An 18,061-nucleotide genomic window follows, 5' to 3' on the forward strand; every position below is an offset into this window, starting at 1 on the left:
CCGTGGGAGCGAACCGGGCGACGCTTCGCTTGTTCGCGAAAGGGCCAGTATAATCGCCGAAAATGCATCGTCTGAAATACCGTCTTCGCGAACAAGTTCGCTCCCACGCCCTTCGGGCAGAAGCCTGAAAGCGCTGCATTCCCGGTTCTGTGTATAAAAGTGAGCACTACAGCGTGGTAGCGCCGCTCCGGAGGGTCTGCATCCGTCCCTGAAGGCGCGGCTCAGCTCAACCCTGCTTCTGGTTAACCCGCGCCAGGAACGTCATCAGCGCACCCGATACGAACGCCGGATTTTCCAGATTGGCGATATGCCCGGCCTCAGGCACCAGCACATAAGGGCAGCCGATCAGGCTGGCCATCTCACGCGTCTCCTCGGGCGGGCGTGGAATGTCTGCATCGCCACACATCACCAGCGTGGTGTCGGCATTCAATTGGTCGATCAAGCCGAGCCGGTCATCACGACCGAAAATCATCCTTCCCAGCGGTACGACGGACTGACGCAACTGCTCGGCATTCATGCCGGCAAGCGCCGCACGAAACGACCTGTACACAGGCGACTGCGGATCAATACCGGGACGGAAGAAGATCGGTACGACGATATCCAGCAGCGGCTCAGGAAAGGTCCCGACCTCTTCCAGCTTGTCCAGCAACGAGAAATAGTAGGCTTTCTTGGCCTCGGTCTCCTTGCCCAGGTAGGTGTCCATCAACACCAGCCCGGTGATGCGCTCTGGCGCGAGCAGCGCAGCAATTGCGCCCCACATGCCACCGACCGACAACCCTACGATGCTGCAACGCTCGATATTCAAATGATCCAGCAGCGCCAGCGCATGCCGCGCCAGATCATCGAGATTGCGAGTGCCCTCAGGAAACCCGCTGGAATCGCCATGACCCCACAGATCCGGCACGATCACCCGATACTGGCTGGCCAGGGTATCAATCTGCGCACTCCACATCGCCTTGTCCCAGAGATAGCTGTGACCGAGCAATACCACCGGGCCCGTGCCCTGGTCGGAATAGTGAAGTGTCTTACCGTCGATGAGTAGATCCGGCATTTCTGGTGATCCTCTGTTCTGGTCTTTCAGCATTCGGCTCAATCGCCCATGGCAGGCAGCTCATGAGGTTGAAGCGTATACGTGACCATTTTGTTGATGTGTGCGCTGCGACGGACCGAGCGGTCATTTTTCAGCGGAGCTATCTTACACCGATCTTTTCGACGATGGATGCGCTGGTAACCGCAGAAGGAAAATGGCCAGGAAGCTGGCTATCAGCCAGTCAGCGCACTCAAATCAAGAAGCCTGACTTCGCCCATCCAGATCGCATGATCGGTATGGTCACGCAACTCATTGCCCGTCAAAGGATGCAGAAACACTACCAGCCCATCGCGATTCAGCGCCAGCCACAGGGTAACGTCAGCCAACAACTCATGCCCAAAAGCCAACTGACAACTCCAGTCCGGATGCGGCCCGACCAGCTTCTGATGGACACGTCCCATCTGCACGGCAAATTTCTCGGTTGCGGCTTCGCACAGGGCTCGGGCCTGGTCGAGGGTTTGGGCATTGAAATAGATGTGGGCGTGGTAGCCGTGGATTTCTTGCATTGAGGTAGGGGCTCATTTTGCGGCTGAAGACCTTACTGGTGCAGGTGTGTGACCAGCCTTGCTCGTTTTTCTCGTGTGTAGATCGATCGTAGATCCTGCATGATGGTTGGTAAAGCGGCCTCACAAAAAAGCCGTCCAACCCATAACGCTGGAGTTGGATGACCTTCTAAACGCACAACGCTACATCGTGTCAAAGAGTCTAAACTAACGCTCTCCGCCAACACAATAAATGTTGCACCGTAAATATCCTCAAGCTCAAACAAGACAAGCTTACCGATGAGAACTAGGTCCGGCTTCTGTAAGAAGCCAGCGTCTTTCAAGTCTTCTGGTTGAGGATTGCGCCCCGCATCAGAAAACCAAACGGCGCGCAATTTCTACTTCTTGATCGTTACTGGCATCGAAAAAATCTATCTTCACCCTTTACTCCTCTCGACGCGGTGTAAAAACTCTTAACCCATCTACAGCTAGCAGAGCAAGGCTTATACTTATCCATACAAGCCCATGCATCTTAAACCAAGTAAAGCTAATTCCAGATAACCATAGGAAATCCTGGCCTCAAAAGCTGCATAGCCTCCGGCCCTTGAAACCCATCCGGACTCATATCAACTCTAATTCTTGTTAAACCTTCGAAAACCAACTCAACTTCTTGCTCGTCTTCTGAGACGTTTACAAGTTTTTTCCCACGCAGGCTCTTCACTGTCGAGCCAACAATACGATATGAATTGTTGATATTTAATATGATGCCTTCAGCAAAAGATATTTGAAAGTAGTCATGCACTATACATGCACCTACAACATTAGACCCAACAAGACTGGTAAGTACGCTCATCGCACAACACTCCATTATTTGATTGGAAAATGACTTTTTGAATTTGGCAACGTCCGCCCTGTATAAGGGTCGACACCCTGACCTGACCTATTCTCATATTTAATGTATCCATTTTTATAGCCCGGGCTACTGCCTCTCGGAGGTGTCGGCTGCATAACGCGCATTACATCAACCTGTCCGTTATCGCCACCCCTACCATTAGTGAAAGCAGAACCTGTGACATTCCCTGCAGGATTCACACTAGCCGAAGGGCCCGTCGCATCCTTGGGCACAGGAAAGACAGTCCCGTTGGGTGATATCAAGAAGTCAGGGGCTGCGGATGATGTAGCGTTGTCGACATGCGGACGTATATCGGATGCCCTTTCCAGTCCTCGTGCTCCCTGAATGGCCAAACCTGCTGCTCCAGGTACCATGGGAATCGCAGCGAGTACCCCATCTGCAGCGATACCGACACCATCTAAGGCCGCTGCGCCATAATTCCCCTCTTTTACATTCTGATGAAAACTAGCCATACCAACCGCTAAGCTCATCGTCTCGATAATGAGGTCAGCATACATACCGCTAGGATCAGAGAACTTATATGGATTATTGTTAGCATAAGCATATCGATTAAAGCTATGCAGATTACCTTCCTGAAAGTCGACCGGATCAGCACCCATGAAGCGACCGAGCAGTGGATCGTAATACCGTGCCCCCATATAAGAAAGGCCGCTATTATCGTCAAATACTTTCCCATGAAAGCCAATCTTGTTGCTACTGCTTGGACTCGTTTGGGTTAATTTTTCTCCGTACGGCTTATAGCTCTCTTTCCAGAGTAGATTGCCAGTTTCATCGGTCGCAACCATAGGGCTGCCGGCTATATCATTATGAAAATAGGTAACGGTGTTTGCCAAAGCGGCATGAGTCACCACGAGTGCCAGCATCGCGACACTGACTTTGCGAAATAGCTTTTTTATAATTTGCATGGTTCGGTTTCCTTGACACCCGATCATGGGCTTACCTGCTGTGCAATGCGCTGGCCACCCAAATAGAAATACTCGGTTAGCTTGTCTCCCTCGAGTTCCATCCGTAACCTTCCATCGGCATCTTGCATCTCGTATATTTTGTTGCCCGCAGAACTGACGGAACTGCGTTGATTCAAACCATCGTACTGATATTCAACTTTTTTGTCGGGACTCTCGCAGTTAACGCATACAAGATTGGGAACATTATTGTAAAGGTAAGCGTTGTCAGCACTACTGCTGACGTTGCCATAAGCATCGTAGTTTATACTATCAATGCGCTGTCCATCGACAGAAGTCAGGCGGTTTTGTATATCGTAGTTATAGTTCAGGCTTGAATCGCCAAACGTTTTTTGGGTCAAGTTTCCTACACCGTCGTAGGCGAGGGTTCCTACCCCCCAGAAACCATCGGCACTCACCAAACGATCAAGGCTGTCGTAAGCAAGGGTACGGTCCATGCTGTTGTCCACACCGTCCCTGATGGTCAACAAGTTACCCGCACCATCATAGTCGTAAATGCTTTTCAGGTAATCGACTCCAGCGGGTGAGGTAATGTTGAAAGAAGCTGGCCAGAGACGACTATTTTGTTCGTAACTGACCGCCGCACCGTTGGCATAGATGACCTGTTTAATCATACCGTTCGGCCAATAAGCAATATTGCTAACGTAGCCCGATACCATTGTGGGCCTGCCTAATACGTCTGGCGCATATTCAACTATGCGACCAGACGGATTATAAGTGAGGCTTTTCAGCCGATCATTTTCATCGTAGCCATAAGAAAGCTCAAACAGCTTACCTTCAATAGAAAGGCTTTCCGTTATGACGAACCCTGCAGGATTGTATGTAAAGCTTCGAATACCCGTACTGCTGTCCGCTATTAGCAGATTATTTTGTTTATCATAAGTATTTTTGATAGCGGGAGTGCCTTGCGCATAATCGATTGCAGTTTGTCGATTCTGCCCGTCGTATGTGTACGTTGTAATATCTGACTGCCCCACCTGCTTTGAAGTCATATTGCCTGCAATGTCTCGACCGTAGACGGTGTCTCCAGTTTCGGGATTGCTGACCGAGATCAAATAACCATTTGCGTTATAGCCGTAATGGCGTGTGGAATTGCCTTGTGTAACCGACGTCACTTGTTCGCGACCATTTCGAGTCAAGGTTATACTGGCTGTCGGATTCGACGGCTGAAATGACATCAGAGACAATTTTTCGGGGTCGCCATAGCCACGATAGTTATAAGTAGTGGAATTGCCTCGTTCGTCAGTTATGACTTTGTGGGCAAAACCGTAGGCAGTGCTCTGGTAGGTACCGTCCGCATGGGTGATCCGAATGACGCGACCCAGCGCATCATACTGATAACTGGTTCCCATACTTGAGTTAGGGTCTGAAGTAAACGTTACGCGGCCATAGGCATCGTACGCATAGGTGGTTGTTATATCACCTCTAACAATACTGGAGACACGACCAGACAGATCATATTGAGTTATCTCGGACAGATTGCCGCGCAGATTTGTCTTGCTGGTGGGTGTGTATATTATTTTTTGACCAGCGCCTTGCGGCGGAGTGATAGAGGTTACGCGATTCAACCTGTCGTATTCGTAGTGCGTTGTGTGGCCTTCACCGTTGGTCTCAGAGGTAACATTGCCAGCGTCGTCGACTGCACGCGAAATAGTAATACCCTCTGGCTGAACCTCAGTTTGCGGAGTACCGAGTTTATAATTCATGTAGCTGTAATGACGATCACCCGGGCGAATTTGCGTCGCTTGATTACCTTGCGCATCGTAGGTATACGCAGTCGCAACACCATCGCGATTGTAATTGATTAGCTTACCGTTCTCATCGTAGATACGATGTACAGAACTATCAGGTGACATCTGATCTATAGGGCGACCTATTATCCATTTATCAGTATTATTATACCAAGTCAGCGTGGTAGTTCGACCATCACTATTAGGACCTGTTTCAGTCAGTATTCCAGGATTGCCATAAGCATCGTAGTTAGAGTAGTGACTACTGTAGGTTGCGCCATCACGGAAAAAAGTTCGCTCTTGAAGGTCAGCTGCCCAGATTGTATCGTCCGTGACTACACCGAGTTCAAACACATATTCTCTTCCATGTGAAATAAACCGTTGCTGCCACTTGTATGTTTCATAACTCCCGTCCGGGCGGGTAATTTTAACCGGACTTCCTATACTCCACACGGTATTATTTATAGTGTTTCCATCTGTAGCAATACTGTATCCAGGGCCAATGAACTCATGGATGGTTGTGCCATCCGGCCCGGTGATAACTGTACTATCGTATTGTCCAATATTTCCACGATTATAGGCATAAGCCCAGTGATTTCCGGCTGCATCAATTTTGCGGCTTATACGCTCGAAACGCGACCAGACAAAGCGTCCACCAAGATGGCCTTCTAGATCCACATATGAGTATTCATATGTCGTTTTTCCACCGCTGGGCTGCTCAATCGATATAAGTTTGCGAGCGGCAGCTCTTTGATCATTCGCATAACTTTCATTGGAAACTACTATCTGAAACCATTCTCCAGGGTGATAGGCATACTTCCAGACTTCTCCAGTAGGTCCAGTTACCTGAGCCAGGGCCTGAGAGTTCAGATGGTCTTTCGCGGTATATCCATACTGAACCATGCGCTGATTATTATCGACCAGCGAAAGAAGGCGGCCTGTCGCAGGGTCGTAATTAAAATCAACAGCTCTGCCGTCACTGGACGTTATCCTAGATAAAAGCATATCGGATTTTTCGCAATTGGCGGCGTCTTCAAGGTTGGCTTGAAGACAGTGGTCAATATAAACACTCCCTGAAATTGGAACGCTTAAAGGGGGGCCAAATTGAGTATAGTCGTAAGCAATCCAGTTACCATTAAGGTCAGTTGCCTTTTTTGTCAGAAAAATAGATTCTGTAAAATCTGGATCTTCGTTAGGAAACGATGTAACTGAAGCACTAAATTTCATATCTACATCGGCACGCCCCATGTCATACCTAATTCCAGATGGTGACGTTAGCGTAAGCACCATTGAATCGCAACGTAAACGCCAATTTGATTTGGTTCTGTCTTCATAAGGTGCAACACGATAAAATTTTTCGCTACTACCATCCGGAAGTCTTAAATTAAATCGGGCACTGGGACGTTCCCCTTGATTGTGACACAACTGAAAAGTTGAGTTCATGTAATAGTTAGGTGTCCCGCTACGATCACGAAGATGATAATTGGTGGCATGATAAATCTTCGGCGCTGCCGCGATTGTCCAACCGGGTCCTAAAGCGGTCCATTCCGTACTTTGCCTATAAGGCGCCGCAAGCCCGGCGGTTAAACGCTGTAGGTCGTAGCTTCGATGAATATTGATATCCATGCCTGCCGTCCCAGGAATACTTAAATCAATATGACTGACTTTGAGATTCCCGGACCAAGGGTCAACGCTGTCAACCGCATTAGAAACCAGCCCACGATTTTTCTTCGGTGCTAAATCATACGGCGTAGACTCTAACTCTTCAGAATGTCCAAGCTGACTTCCCAATAGCGCGCCAAACAGCAAAACTTTCATAATATTGTTTTTCTTTTTTCCAAGCACGTTAAATCCATCCATTATCTTAAATAGTAAAAAGCAAAGCTCATAGCAGCCTTCTACAGCCTTATTGATTTGATATAGATTTTTGGGCCTATGATCACTCGCTGCATGCCATAAACTGGTCAGTATTGATACGGCATGGGCAAAGCGCTCTATTTAGGAGCACTTAAACTGATCTATAAGTTAAATCTCAAATACTCGCTTTATGCGCTTTTAAGCAAGATCCATGATGATTGAAACTATCAAATCGCGTCACACACGTCTATTTGAGAAAGCCATAACTTAAAGTCATTCCAGATGCAGCCGCCATCTAATACACAACCTAAGTAATACTATATGAGAACAAAAGTAAACCCGCTTACTTCCGTAAAACTTGTAAGAAATTTCCTATCTAACCACTAATTGCTTCGAACTTATATTTAATTCAACCTTGAACACCGCCTCCCTAAACCGCAATCGACGGCAATGGCCTACCCGCCAGCGAAACCCCGCTCAACGCCTGCTCGCTGGCCAGCCAGTCCACGAACTGCTGAACGATCTGCACGCGGCGTTTGCGCTGGGGCAGGACCACGTAATAGCCCTGACCGGAAATCGCCGCGCCGGCGATAGGGCGACAGAGCAGGCCCTGATCGAGGAGGTCGTCGACCAGGTGCTTCCAGCCGATGGCGATGCCTTGTCCGCCGATGGCCGCCTGGATCAGCAGGGTGTAGTTGTCGAAGCGCAGTTGACCGGGCGCGGGGGCCTGGGGGATGTCCAGCGCGCGGAATACACCCGCCCAGTCGAACCAGTTGTTGATGCTTTCGCCACGCAGGTGCAGGAGTGGAAAGTCGCGCAGCGCATCGGTGGGCAGCGGCGTCTGGCGCCCGGCGAGCAGTTGCGGGCTGCACACCGGGAAGACTTCTTCGCTGAACAGCCAGTGGCTTTCTCCCTGTTTGAAGCGCCCGTCACCGAACAGCACGGCAACGTCGATATCGGCGCGTAACATGCTGTGGGTACGCTCGCTGGTGACCAGGCTGACGTCCACGTCCGGGTTGACCTTGTGGAAGCGGTGCAGACGCGGCATCAGCCAGTAAGCGGCGAAGGCGAAGTCGGTCGCCACTTGAAGCACTTCGTGCTGGTGGTGTTCGGTGATGGCTATCACTCCGCTGTCGATGGATTGCAGCCCGGCCTGCACATGGCTGAACAACACTTCACCGGCGTCGGTCAATTCGATGCCACGGTAGATGCGGTCGAACAATCGGGTAGCGAGTTGCTCTTCGAGACGCTTGATCTGCTGGCTGACAGCGGGCTGTGTCGTGCCCAGTTCGAGGGCTGCCGCGGTGAAGCTGCGCAAGCGCGCCGCGACCTCAAAGGCACGCAGCAGGTCGAGTGACACATCGCCGAGAGATTCAAACATTAGCTGGGCTTATCCTAGGCATTGCTGTGTATGGGCTTTACCCTGAAACTTATGGACTCCATCCTCATACCCGGCACTTTCGCATAACTTTTCACAATGGGACGCAGCGATTACATGAAGCGCAAAAATATTCTGTTCATCATGGCCGATCAAATGGCCGCGCCAATGTTGCCGTTTTACGCCCGGTCCCCGATTCTGATGCCGAACCTGAGCCGCATGGCTGCCAACGGCGTAGTGTTCGACTCGGCGTATTGCAACAGCCCGCTATGCGCACCGTCGCGCTTCACCCTGGTCAGCGGCCAGCTGCCGAGCAGGATCGGCGCGTACGACAACGCAGCCGACTTCCCGGCCGATATTCCGACCTATGCCCACTACCTGCGTGCGCTGGGCTACAAGACCGCCCTCGCAGGCAAGATGCATTTCTGCGGACCGGATCAACTGCACGGCTACGAAGAACGCCTGACCAGTGACATCTACCCGGCCGATTACGGCTGGTCGGTCAACTGGGACGAGCCGGACGTGCGGCCAAGCTGGTATCACAACATGTCTTCGGTGTTGCAGGCCGGTCCGTGCATTCGCACCAACCAGCTGGACTTCGATGAAGAGGTGCTGTTCAAGGCCCAGCAATACCTTTATGACCATGTGCGCCAGGACGGGGATGCGCCGTTCTGCCTGACCGTTTCCATGACTCACCCTCATGACCCGTACACCATCCCTCTGCCGTTCTGGGACCTGTACGCCGACGACGAAATACCGATGCCCACGCCGCACGCCAACCAGGCCGCGCTGGACCCGCATTCACAACGGCTGCTCAAGGTCTATGACCTGTGGGACAAGCCCATGCCGACCGACAAGATTCGTGATGCCCGCCGCGCCTACTTCGGTGCGTGCAGCTACATTGACCTCAACGTCGGTAAACTGATGCAGACGCTCGATGAAGTCGGGTTGGCGGAAGACACCATCGTGGTGTTCTCCGGCGATCACGGCGACATGCTGGGCGAGAAGGGCCTCTGGTACAAAATGCACTGGTTCGAAATGGCCGCGCGCGTGCCGCTGGTGGTGTACGCGCCGGGCCAGTTCAAACCGGGAAGGGTCAGTGCGTCGGTGTCGACTGCCGACTTGCTGCCGACCTTCGTCGAAATGGCCAAAGGCAAACTGGACGCCGGTTTGCCATTGGACGGACGCTCGCTGATGCCTCATTTGAAACGCAAGGGCGGGCACGATGAGGTGTTCGGTGAGTACATGGCCGAAGGTACCACCAGCCCGCTGATGATGATCCGCCGTGGCGCGTACAAATTCATCTATTCGGAGCAGGACCCGTGCCTGCTGTTCGATGTGAAAAAGGACCCGAAAGAGCAGAAGGACCTGAGCCAGTCACCCACCCATGAAAAGCTGTTCAACGATTTCCTGGCCGAAGCTCGGGCCAAGTGGGACATCCCGGCGATACACCAACAGGTGCTCGCCAGCCAGCGCAGAAGGCGCTTCGTCGCCAAATCGCTGGCAACCGGCAAGCTGAAGAGTTGGGATCACCAGCCACTGGTCGACGCCAGTCAGCAGTACATGCGCAACCACATTGATCTGGACGATCTGGAGCGCAAGGCACGTTTTCCGCAACCTTGACCCTGCCCACACCAAAAAAACCAAAGGGGTACATCAATGAAGAAGTTATCCACAGCCGTTGCGGTCGCGGTCATGACCCTCGGCAGCCTTGCAGCACAGGCAGAGGACGCCAGTTGCAGCACCGTGAAGATGGCCGATCCCGGCTGGAGTGACATTGCGGCCACCAACGCCATTACCAGCGTGGTACTCGAAGGTCTGGGCTACACGCCCAAGGTCGATACCCTGGCCGTGCCGATCGCCTATGGCGGTTTGAAAGACGGCAAGCTGGATGTGTTTCTGGGCAACTGGATGCCGGCGCAGCAGGGCTTCTACGACAAGTTCGTGGCCACCGGCGATGTGACGCAACTGGCGAAAAACCTGGAGGGCACCGAATTCACCCTGGCCGTGCCGGATTACGTCTGGGATGCCGGTGTGCATGACTTTGCCGACCTGAGCAAATTTGCTGACAAGTTCGACAAGAAGATCTATGGCATCGGTTCTGGCGCGCCTGCCAACCTGTCTTTGCAGGAGATCATCAAGAAGAACGAATTCGATCTGGGCAAATGGAAGCTGGTGGAATCCAGCGAAACCGCGATGCTTGCCGAGGTCAATCGCAACGTGAAGAAAAAGGCCTTTGTGGTGTTCCTCGGCTGGACGCCGCACCCGATGAACGTGCAGATCAAGGGCATGCACTACCTCAAGGGCGGCGAGAAATACTTTGGTGACACCGGCTCGGTCTTTACACTGACCCGCAAAGGTTATGCTCAAGCCTGCCCGAACGTCGGCAAGCTGCTGACCCATCTGAGCTTCACCCTGGACATGGAAAACAGCATCATGGCCGAGGTGGTCAACAAGAAGGTCAGCAACAGCGAGGCGGCAAAGGCCTGGATCAAGGCCAACCCGGCGGTGCTGGAAAAGTGGCTGGAGGGCGTGAAGACGGTTGATGGCAAGGACGGGCTGGCAGCGGTGAAGGCGAAGTTGTAGGCCTCGACGCTAAGTAGTGACCCGGCGTCAGGAGTTTCCACTGCGCCGGTTTTTTCAGCAATTATTAGCGCTCCGAAGCGTCATTCTGGAATAGCAATAAGGAACCAACGAACGGGGACAAACCACTAGACTGCCGTGCGGCCTATCCGCTAACTCTGGAGAACAGTATGAAAAGGTCACTTATACCCCTCTCGCTGGCCCTGATTCTGAGCGCATCCTTTGCCTCTGCGGGTAGCTGGCCACCAGAAACCAGCGCCAAAGTGCCTGGAAACGCGCTGGAATATCCGACCAGGCTGGAGGCCGTCAATGTCTCTATGGAAGAGATGCTCAACGCAGGAGCAACGGTCGTTTCTTCGTACGTGGCAGACATTGGTCCGGTAGTGACCCTCAAGAACAAGAAACACTATGTTATCTGCATGCTCAGAGGTGCTGGAACCGGGTCAGATACGAACGTCGCCACCTCGAAATGCTACGCCATGAACTAGCGTTCGCTCGCGGCTCCGGGCAGAAACGGTCTGACGCCGTGATGCAGTGACCCATCCAACATGAGGGACCGATGCGCTGGCTCAATCGCCATAAATTTCTACCCTTTCTCGCCTGGCTGCCGCAGCAGAATCGCGCCAGCGTCGGGCGTGATGCGCTGGTGGGCCTGAGTGGCGCCATTCTGGCGCTGCCGCAATCCATCGCTTACGCACTGATCGCCGGGCTGCCGCCTGAGTACGGTCTGTACGCTGCGATTGTTCCAGTCCTCGTGGCCTGCCTGTGGGGATCGTCCTGGCACCTGATCTGCGGGCCGACTGCCGCTATATCCATCGTGCTGTATGCCAGTGTCAGTCCGCTCGCCGTCCCGGCCAGTCAGGACTACATCATGTTGATCCTGCTGCTGACCTTCATCGCCGGTGTGTTTCAACTGTTGCTGGGGATGATGCGCTTCGGTGCGCTGGTGAATTTCGTTTCGCATTCGGTGGTGCTGGGTTTCACGCTGGGCGCTGCGGTGGTGATTGCGCTGGGGCAGATGCCCAATCTGCTGGGCATCGATCTGCCAAGTCAGACCACCGCCCTCAAAAGCCTGAGCGCCGTGCTTGAGCATTGGCGTGAAGTCGATCTGTCTTCGCTGATGCTCGGTCTGTTGACCCTGGCGCTGGGTATCGGACTCAAGCTTCTGGTGCCTCGCTGGCCGACGCTGTTGATCGCCCTGGTGTCGAGCAGCCTGCTGGTGTGGCTGTGGCCGGCGATGTTCGGCCATGTCCGTGTGGTCAGCGCCTTCGTCGGCCATCTGCCGCCCTTCAGCCCGTTGCCGCTGGACCTCGAACTGATCCTCAAGCTGCTGCCGACCGCCGTGGCGGTGGGCATGCTCGGGCTGGTCAACAGCCTGTCGATTGCCCGCTCGCTGTCGGCTCGTTCGCAGCAGATGCTCAATGCCAATCAGGAGGTGCGTGCCCAGGGGCTGTCGAACATGGTCGGCTCGCTGTTCTCCGGCTACCTGTCAGCCGGGTCTTTTACCCGGGCGGCATTGAGTTACGAGGCTGGTGCGCGCTCGCCGCTGGCGGGTGTGTTTTCTGCGTTGTGGGTGGCATTGTTCGCGGTCGCCGGTGCCTCGTTGATATCGCACATTCCGATCCCGGCCATGGCCGCCTCAATCCTGCTGATCTGTTGGGGGCTGGTGGATCGCCGCGGCATTCGGGCGCTGTTCCGCGTCAGCCGCGCCGAGTTTTTCGTGATGGCGCTGACCTGTCTGGCCACCTTGCTGCTGGAGCTGCAAACCGCGATCTACGCCGGTGTACTTGCCTCGCTGTTTTTCTACCTCAAGCGCACCTCGCAACCGCGCGTCCAGCAATGGCGCGAGGGCGACGAGGAGGTCCTGCGGGTCGGCGGATCGATCTTCTTCGGCGCCAGCCACTACCTGCAAACCCGCCTGCAACGTACCGAAGGTGTGCGAGTGGTGATCGATGCGCAGCAGATCAACTTCATCGATTACTCAGGCGTGGAGATGCTTCATCAGGAAGCCAGACGTCTGGGCCGGCAGGGCAGAGTGCTGGTCCTGCGCAATGCCAGGCCGCAGGTAATCGAAGAACTGCACAAGCTGGAAGGGGCGGAGAATTGCCCGATTCTGTTTGAGGATTGAGTTGTAACTCATCGCCGCGACGCTCTGCGTTCTACAAAGGTCCCGATAAGCCCGTAGATTTGGCTTCTGCCCGGAGGGCGTGGGAGCGAACCGGGCGACGCTTCGCTTGTTCGCGAAAGGGCAGGTATAATCGCCAAAAATACATCATCTGAAATACCGCCTTCGCGAACAAGCGAAGCGTCGCCCGGTTCGCTCCCACGGCCTTCGGCCAGAATCAAAAGCGGACTTGTGTATAACTCGGAGCATTGGCACGATAGTCCGCAGATAGCCGATCAACCCGCAGCCAGCAATCTGCGCAACTCCGCCAATACAGGCGCTGAATCCGGACGCACACCGCGCCACAGCAGGAAGGCTTCTGCGGCCTGCTCGACCAGCATGCCCAGACCATCCACCGCCTGCGCTGCGCCGTGCTCGGTGGCCCAACGGCAAAAAGCAGTAGGCTCGTTGCTGTACATCATGTCGTAGCAGAAGGTCACTCCCGGCTGGATCAGGCTGGGCGCAATCGGTGGCAGCTCTCCGGCCAGGCTGGCAGAGGTGGCATTGATGATCACGTCCACCGACTCTTCAAGCCAGTCGAAGCTGCTGGCGAATACCGGCCCGAGGTCGGCGAACTCCTGCGCCAGCCGCTCGGCTTTCTCGACCGTACGATTGGCGATCACCAACGCAGCGGGCTGTTGCGCAAGCAACGGCTCCAGCGCGCCACGCACCGCACCGCCTGCGCCCAGCAACAGAATGCGCTGACCACGCAGGCTGCGCCCGCAATTGACCGTCAGATCGCGTACCAGCCCCGCACCGTCAGTGTTATCGCCCAGCAGAGTTCCGTCGTCGAGCTTGCTCAGGGTGTTGACCGCCCCGGCGCGCTGCGCACGTTGGGTCAGGCTGTCGGCCAGGCGCCAGGCTTGTTCCTTGAACGGCACGGTGACGTTGGCGCCACGCCCGGCCTGGAAAAACGCCTGGGCAAACGCGGTGAAATCGTCCAGCGGTGCCAGCGAGGTTTGGTAATCCAGCGTTTGCCCGGTTTGCTCGGCAAACAGGCGATGAATCAACGGCGACTTGCTGTGGCCGATGGGATTACCGAAGACGACGTACCGGTCCATCAGTTTTCCGCCAGCCAGTCGCGGTCGGTCAGGAAATACTCGGTCAGGCGCGCTTCTTCGCTGCCCGGCGCGGCCTTCCAGTCATAACCCCAGCGCACTTGCGGCGGCAGCGACATGAGGATCGATTCGGTACGCCCACCCGATTGCAGACCGAACAACGTGCCGCGGTCATACACCAGGTTGAACTCGACGTAGCGACCACGACGGAATTCCTGAAACTCACGCTGCTGCACGGTATAGGCCGCCGCCTTGCGCCGCCGCACGATCGGCAGATAGGCATTGATGAACGCATCACCGATGGCGCGGATGAAGGCGAAGCTGGTGTCGAAATCCCACTGGTTCACGTCATCGAAAAACAGACCACCGATGCCGCGCGGTTCATCGCGATGCTTGAGGTGGAAGTAACTGTCGCACCAGGCCTTGTAGCGCGGGTAGACATCCTCACCGAAGGGCGCACAGGCGCGCTCGGCAACCCGGTGCCAGTGCACGCAGTCTTCCTCGACGCCGTAATAGGGCGTCAGGTCGAAACCGCCACCGAACCACCAGACGGCCTCTTCACCTTCTTTCTCGGCAATGAAGAAGCGCACGTTGGCGTGGGACGTCGGCACGTGCGGGTTGTGCGGATGGATCACCAGCGAAACGCCCAGCGCCTCGAAACCACGCCCGGCCAGTTCAGGCCGATGAGCGCTGGCAGACGGCGGCAGATTGCTGCCGAAAACATGGGAAAAATTGACACCGCCTTTCTCGATGACCGTGCCATTCTCGATCACCCGCGTGCGACCACCGCCGCCCGCCGGACGCGTCCAGGCATCTTCCATGAAGTGTGCGCTGCCATCTTCCTGTTCAAGCGCAGTGCAGATACGGTCTTGCAGGTCGAGCAGGTAGGCTTTTACGGCCTCGGTACGGGTACTCATGAGGATCCCTTACGGCTGACGTCAAACGGCTGAGCCCCCGCAGCAAAAGAGGCGCAGGCAAATTGGCGCGTAGCATACCATCGGCGGCGCGGGCTGGCAGTTGACGAAGGTCCGGGGAAGGAGTCCGATGGGGGCTTTCGCAGCTTGTTTTAACCATCAAGGAGAGAGCACATGGCAAAGCGTATCCAGTTCAGCACTGTCGGAGGACCCGAGGTTCTTGAATATGTCGATTTCGAGCCGGAGGCTCCGGGGCCGCAGGCGGTGGTGGTGCGTAACAAGGCCATCGGCCTGAATTTCATCGATACCTATTACCGCAGCGGGCTGTATCCGGCGCCGTCGCTGCCTTCCGGCCTCGGTGCCGAAGGGGCGGGGGTGGTCGAGGCGGTGGGGGACGAGGTGACGCGCTTCAAGGTCGGTGATCGTGTCGCTTACGGCACCGGGCCGCTGGGGGCGTACAGCGAAGTGCACGTGCTGCCTGAAGCGAATCTGGTGAAGCTGGCTGACTCGATCAGCTTCGAGCAGGCCGCAGCCCTGATGCTCAAGGGCCTGACGGTGCAGTATCTGCTGCGTCAGACGTATGAGGTAAAGCCGGGCGAGATCATTCTGTTTCATGCCGCTGCGGGTGGTGTGGGCTCGCTGGCCTGCCAATGGGTCAAGGCGCTGGGCGCCAAAATGATCGGTACGGTCAGTTCGCCGGAGAAGGCCACGCACGCCAAGGCGCTGGGTGCCTGGGAAACCATCGATTACAGTCACGAAGACGTCACCAGGCGCGTGCTGGAACTGACCGACGGCAAGAAATGCCCGGTGGTCTACGACGGGGTGGGCCAGGACACCTGGCTGACGTCGCTCGACTGCGTGGCACCACGCGGGCTGGTGGTGAGCTTCGGCAATGCGTCCGGGCCGGTCTCGGGCGTGAATCTCGGGATTCTGGCGCAAAAGGGTTCGGTGTATGTCACCCGTCCGACGCTGGGCTCTTACGCCAACAATGCGCAGAACCTGCAGGCCATGGCTGACGAACTGTTCGACATGCTTGCCAGCGGCAAAATCAAGGTCGACGGCATTCAGCAGTACGCCCTGAAGGACGCCGCCAAGGCGCAGACCGAGCTGTCGGCCCGGCGCACCACTGGCTCGACCATTCTGATTCCTTGATCGTCTGCCCCTGAATGCGATGTGTGCGCCAGCGTCAGCCGGCGCGCACGATCTGCGCGGTCGCGATGTCCCGTATCACACTGGGGTTTCGACGCCCACCCAGGCTGCCGCCGAGAACCCCGTCGATCTGCCCGCGGAAATACTGCTCAACGCGCAATCTCGAACGCGCAGCCGGTCGACCCGCCGGGTTGGCCGAAGTGGAGATCAACGGGCCGACCAGCGCGCACAGTTCACGCACAGTCGGGTGATCGGTAACACGCAGCGCCACGGTTTCGTGAATGCCGGTGATCCACTCGGGCAGCAGGTTCTGATGCGGTACCAGCCAGGTGTTCGGCCCCGGCCAGGTGCTGGCCATGCGGTCGAGCCACAGTTCAGGGAAGTCTTCGAACAGGAAGTCGAACTGGCGAATGTTGTCGGCAATCAGGATCAGGCCTTTTTCCACCGGCCGTGACTTGATCGCCAGCAGACGATAGACCGCTTCTTCATCCCACGGATCGCACCCCAGCCCCCAGACTGCCTCGGTCGGGTAGGCAATCACCGCACCTGCTCGAATATCCTGAGCGGCTTGTCGCACTCGCCAACTGCTGACCATTGTTTGTCTCTCCACTGAATCCTGGGGGCAGTTTAACCTCAGGGCGCTCTGGCGAACCATCGTCCTGCTTCACAGCTTATGCGTCCGTCCAGTTCCAGCTCGGTCAGGCCCGCCAATACTTTGGGCAATGGCCAGCCGCATGACACCGACAGCCCCTCGCTGGTGTGCGGTGCGGCGTGCAGCAGCGCCAATAAAGGATGATCGCAAGGGGCAGGCTTCGCAGGCGTGACGGGGTCGACGCTGGGCGCAACACGTTTCCAGTGCTGCAGGCCTTCAAGAATGTGCTCGACGGTCTCGACCAGTGTCGCGCCGTCGCGTATCAACTGATGACAGCCCTTGGCGCCAGGGTGATGAATCGAGCCGGGTATCGCATACACCTCCCGTCCATGCTCGGCGGCCAGCCGCGCGGTAATCAACGAGCCGCTGGCGACACTGGCCTCGACCACCAGTATGCCAAGCGACAGGCCGCTGATGATTCGGTTACGCCGAGGGAAGTTGCTGGCCTGCGGTCCGGCGTCCAGCGGGAACTCGGAAATCACTGCGCCGCCCTGTGCCGCGATCTGCGCGGCGAGGGCGCGGTGCTGCTGTGGATAAAGTTTTTCGAGCCCCGTGCCAAGCACGCCGATTGTAAGCCCCCCGACATCCAATGCGCCCTGATGCGCGGCGCCGTCGATACCCCGCGCCAGGCCGCTGGTGATCACAAAACCGGCAGCCGCCAGGCTGCGCGCGAAAGCGCTGGCGGTGTCCAGCCCGGGGCGCGAGGCGCGGCGACTGCCGACCATTCCCAACTGCGGACGCTCAAGGATCGAAGGGTCGCCGGCAATGAAGATCAGCGGCGGTGGATCAGCGATCTGCGCCAGCAATGCGGGGTAGCCAGGGTCGTCCCACATCAGCAAATGCTGGGCCGGACGCTCCAGCCAGGCCAATGCGGCACTGGCGCCATCACGTACGGTAGGGTCACGACGCGCCTCGGCACAGGCACCAGGAATACCCAGCGCACGCCATGCGCTGGCCGGCGCACTGAGCGCCGACGAGGCCGAACCGAAGGCTTCGATCAGTCTGGAAAAGCGTTTCGGCCCTATCTCGGGCAAGCGGTGCATGCGCAAACGCGCTTCCAGCTCTGCGGGCGAAGAGGGGGCATTTTCGAACAATGGCATGAGATCGTCCCTGATCCATCGTGCATCCC

At 56.0% G+C, this 18,061-nt stretch carries 15 protein-coding genes; 5 read left to right on the forward strand and 10 right to left on the reverse strand.

The genetic code is table 11. The features are described 5' to 3' along the window. Positions 1-226 precede the first annotated feature (226 nt). From QRN50_RS15070 to QRN50_RS15095, 6 genes are all read right to left on the reverse strand, one after another. Entirely contained in the window at positions 227-1,051 is an 825-nt protein-coding gene (locus QRN50_RS15070) for an alpha/beta fold hydrolase (protein ID WP_003401513.1), read from the reverse strand. Positions 1,052-1,263: 212 nt separating this feature from the next. After that, positions 1,264-1,596 (reverse strand): DOPA 4,5-dioxygenase family protein, encoded by a 333-nt coding sequence (locus QRN50_RS15075; RefSeq protein WP_003401511.1) that lies wholly within the window; start codon positions 1,594-1,596, stop codon positions 1,264-1,266. 523 nt (positions 1,597-2,119) lie between these two features. Beyond that, complete coding sequence (locus QRN50_RS15080) at positions 2,120-2,425, reverse strand: hypothetical protein (protein WP_003401510.1); 306 nt, start codon at positions 2,423-2,425, stop codon at positions 2,120-2,122. Between the two features lie 14 nt (positions 2,426-2,439). After that, positions 2,440-3,390, reverse strand: coding sequence for an RHS repeat domain-containing protein (locus QRN50_RS15085; RefSeq protein WP_096126640.1), 951 nt, complete (start codon positions 3,388-3,390; stop codon positions 2,440-2,442). A gap of 23 nt (positions 3,391-3,413) precedes the next feature. Then, positions 3,414-7,022 (reverse strand): RHS repeat domain-containing protein, encoded by a 3,609-nt coding sequence (locus tag QRN50_RS15090; RefSeq protein ID WP_239691405.1) that lies wholly within the window; start codon positions 7,020-7,022, stop codon positions 3,414-3,416. A 442-nt stretch (positions 7,023-7,464) separates the two neighbouring features. Then, positions 7,465-8,415, reverse strand: a complete 951-nt coding sequence (locus QRN50_RS15095) for a choline sulfate utilization transcriptional regulator (protein WP_096126639.1) — start codon at positions 8,413-8,415, stop codon at positions 7,465-7,467. A 114-nt stretch (positions 8,416-8,529) separates the two neighbouring features. On the opposite strand from QRN50_RS15095, the gene betC reads away from it, so the two are divergent. From betC to QRN50_RS15115, 4 genes are all read left to right on the forward strand, one after another. Next, positions 8,530-10,035 carry a choline-sulfatase gene (gene betC, locus QRN50_RS15100; protein ID WP_096126638.1) on the forward strand — a complete coding sequence of 502 codons (1,506 nt, stop codon included), beginning with the start codon at positions 8,530-8,532 and terminating at the stop codon, positions 10,033-10,035. 36 nt (positions 10,036-10,071) lie between these two features. Beyond that, complete coding sequence (locus QRN50_RS15105; RefSeq protein ID WP_024651200.1) at positions 10,072-10,998, forward strand: choline ABC transporter substrate-binding protein; 927 nt, start codon at positions 10,072-10,074, stop codon at positions 10,996-10,998. Between the two features lie 167 nt (positions 10,999-11,165). Then, positions 11,166-11,483: a hypothetical protein gene (locus QRN50_RS15110; protein WP_096126637.1), complete on the forward strand. Its 318-nt coding sequence runs from the start codon at positions 11,166-11,168 to the stop codon at positions 11,481-11,483. 71 nt (positions 11,484-11,554) lie between these two features. Next, positions 11,555-13,123 (forward strand): SulP family inorganic anion transporter, encoded by a 1,569-nt coding sequence (locus QRN50_RS15115; protein WP_096126636.1) that lies wholly within the window; start codon positions 11,555-11,557, stop codon positions 13,121-13,123. 272 nt (positions 13,124-13,395) lie between these two features. Here the strand turns inward: QRN50_RS15115 and aroE are convergent, their stop codons facing one another. Further along, entirely contained in the window at positions 13,396-14,220 is an 825-nt protein-coding gene (gene aroE, locus QRN50_RS15120; RefSeq protein ID WP_096126635.1) for a shikimate dehydrogenase, read from the reverse strand. Then, complete coding sequence (gene hemF / locus QRN50_RS15125) at positions 14,220-15,134, reverse strand: oxygen-dependent coproporphyrinogen oxidase (protein WP_003401477.1); 915 nt, start codon at positions 15,132-15,134, stop codon at positions 14,220-14,222. The genes aroE and hemF overlap by 1 nt, the downstream gene beginning before the upstream one ends. Before the next feature lie 171 nt (positions 15,135-15,305). Between hemF and QRN50_RS15130 the strand changes: the two genes are divergently transcribed. Next, on the forward strand, positions 15,306-16,283 hold the full coding sequence (locus tag QRN50_RS15130; RefSeq protein WP_096126634.1) for an NADPH:quinone reductase: 978 nt from the start codon (positions 15,306-15,308) through the stop codon (positions 16,281-16,283). 34 nt (positions 16,284-16,317) lie between these two features. Here the strand turns inward: QRN50_RS15130 and tsaC are convergent, their stop codons facing one another. Then, entirely contained in the window at positions 16,318-16,875 is a 558-nt protein-coding gene (gene tsaC / locus QRN50_RS15135) for an L-threonylcarbamoyladenylate synthase type 1 TsaC (RefSeq protein ID WP_096126633.1), read from the reverse strand. A 38-nt stretch (positions 16,876-16,913) separates the two neighbouring features. Beyond that, positions 16,914-18,032, reverse strand: coding sequence for a DNA-processing protein DprA (dprA, locus tag QRN50_RS15140; RefSeq protein WP_096126632.1), 1,119 nt, complete (start codon positions 18,030-18,032; stop codon positions 16,914-16,916). Between the last annotated feature and the right edge of the window lie 29 nt (positions 18,033-18,061).

The organism is Pseudomonas sp. MEJ108, from assembly GCF_030208985.1.
Taxonomy (GTDB): domain Bacteria; phylum Pseudomonadota; class Gammaproteobacteria; order Pseudomonadales; family Pseudomonadaceae; genus Aquipseudomonas; species Aquipseudomonas fragariae.

Coding starts and splice junctions, on each gene's coding strand:
- QRN50_RS15075 (WP_003401511.1), bottom strand. CDS start 1,596: ATGCAAGAAATCCACGGCTACCACGCCCACATCTATTTCAATGCCCAA.
- dprA (WP_096126632.1), bottom strand. CDS start 18,032: ATGCCATTGTTCGAAAATGCCCCCTCTTCGCCCGCAGAGCTGGAAGCG.
- hemF (WP_003401477.1), bottom strand. CDS start 15,134: ATGAGTACCCGTACCGAGGCCGTAAAAGCCTACCTGCTCGACCTGCAA.
- tsaC (WP_096126633.1), bottom strand. CDS start 16,875: ATGGTCAGCAGTTGGCGAGTGCGACAAGCCGCTCAGGATATTCGAGCA.
- QRN50_RS15095 (WP_096126639.1), bottom strand. CDS start 8,415: ATGTTTGAATCTCTCGGCGATGTGTCACTCGACCTGCTGCGTGCCTTT.
- QRN50_RS15080 (WP_003401510.1), bottom strand. CDS start 2,425: ATGAGCGTACTTACCAGTCTTGTTGGGTCTAATGTTGTAGGTGCATGT.
- QRN50_RS15070 (WP_003401513.1), bottom strand. CDS start 1,051: ATGCCGGATCTACTCATCGACGGTAAGACACTTCACTATTCCGACCAG.
- QRN50_RS15130 (WP_096126634.1), top strand. CDS start 15,306: ATGGCAAAGCGTATCCAGTTCAGCACTGTCGGAGGACCCGAGGTTCTT.
- QRN50_RS15115 (WP_096126636.1), top strand. CDS start 11,555: ATGCGCTGGCTCAATCGCCATAAATTTCTACCCTTTCTCGCCTGGCTG.
- QRN50_RS15110 (WP_096126637.1), top strand. CDS start 11,166: ATGAAAAGGTCACTTATACCCCTCTCGCTGGCCCTGATTCTGAGCGCA.
- QRN50_RS15105 (WP_024651200.1), top strand. CDS start 10,072: ATGAAGAAGTTATCCACAGCCGTTGCGGTCGCGGTCATGACCCTCGGC.
- QRN50_RS15085 (WP_096126640.1), bottom strand. CDS start 3,390: ATGCAAATTATAAAAAAGCTATTTCGCAAAGTCAGTGTCGCGATGCTG.
- betC (WP_096126638.1), top strand. CDS start 8,530: ATGAAGCGCAAAAATATTCTGTTCATCATGGCCGATCAAATGGCCGCG.
- aroE (WP_096126635.1), bottom strand. CDS start 14,220: ATGGACCGGTACGTCGTCTTCGGTAATCCCATCGGCCACAGCAAGTCG.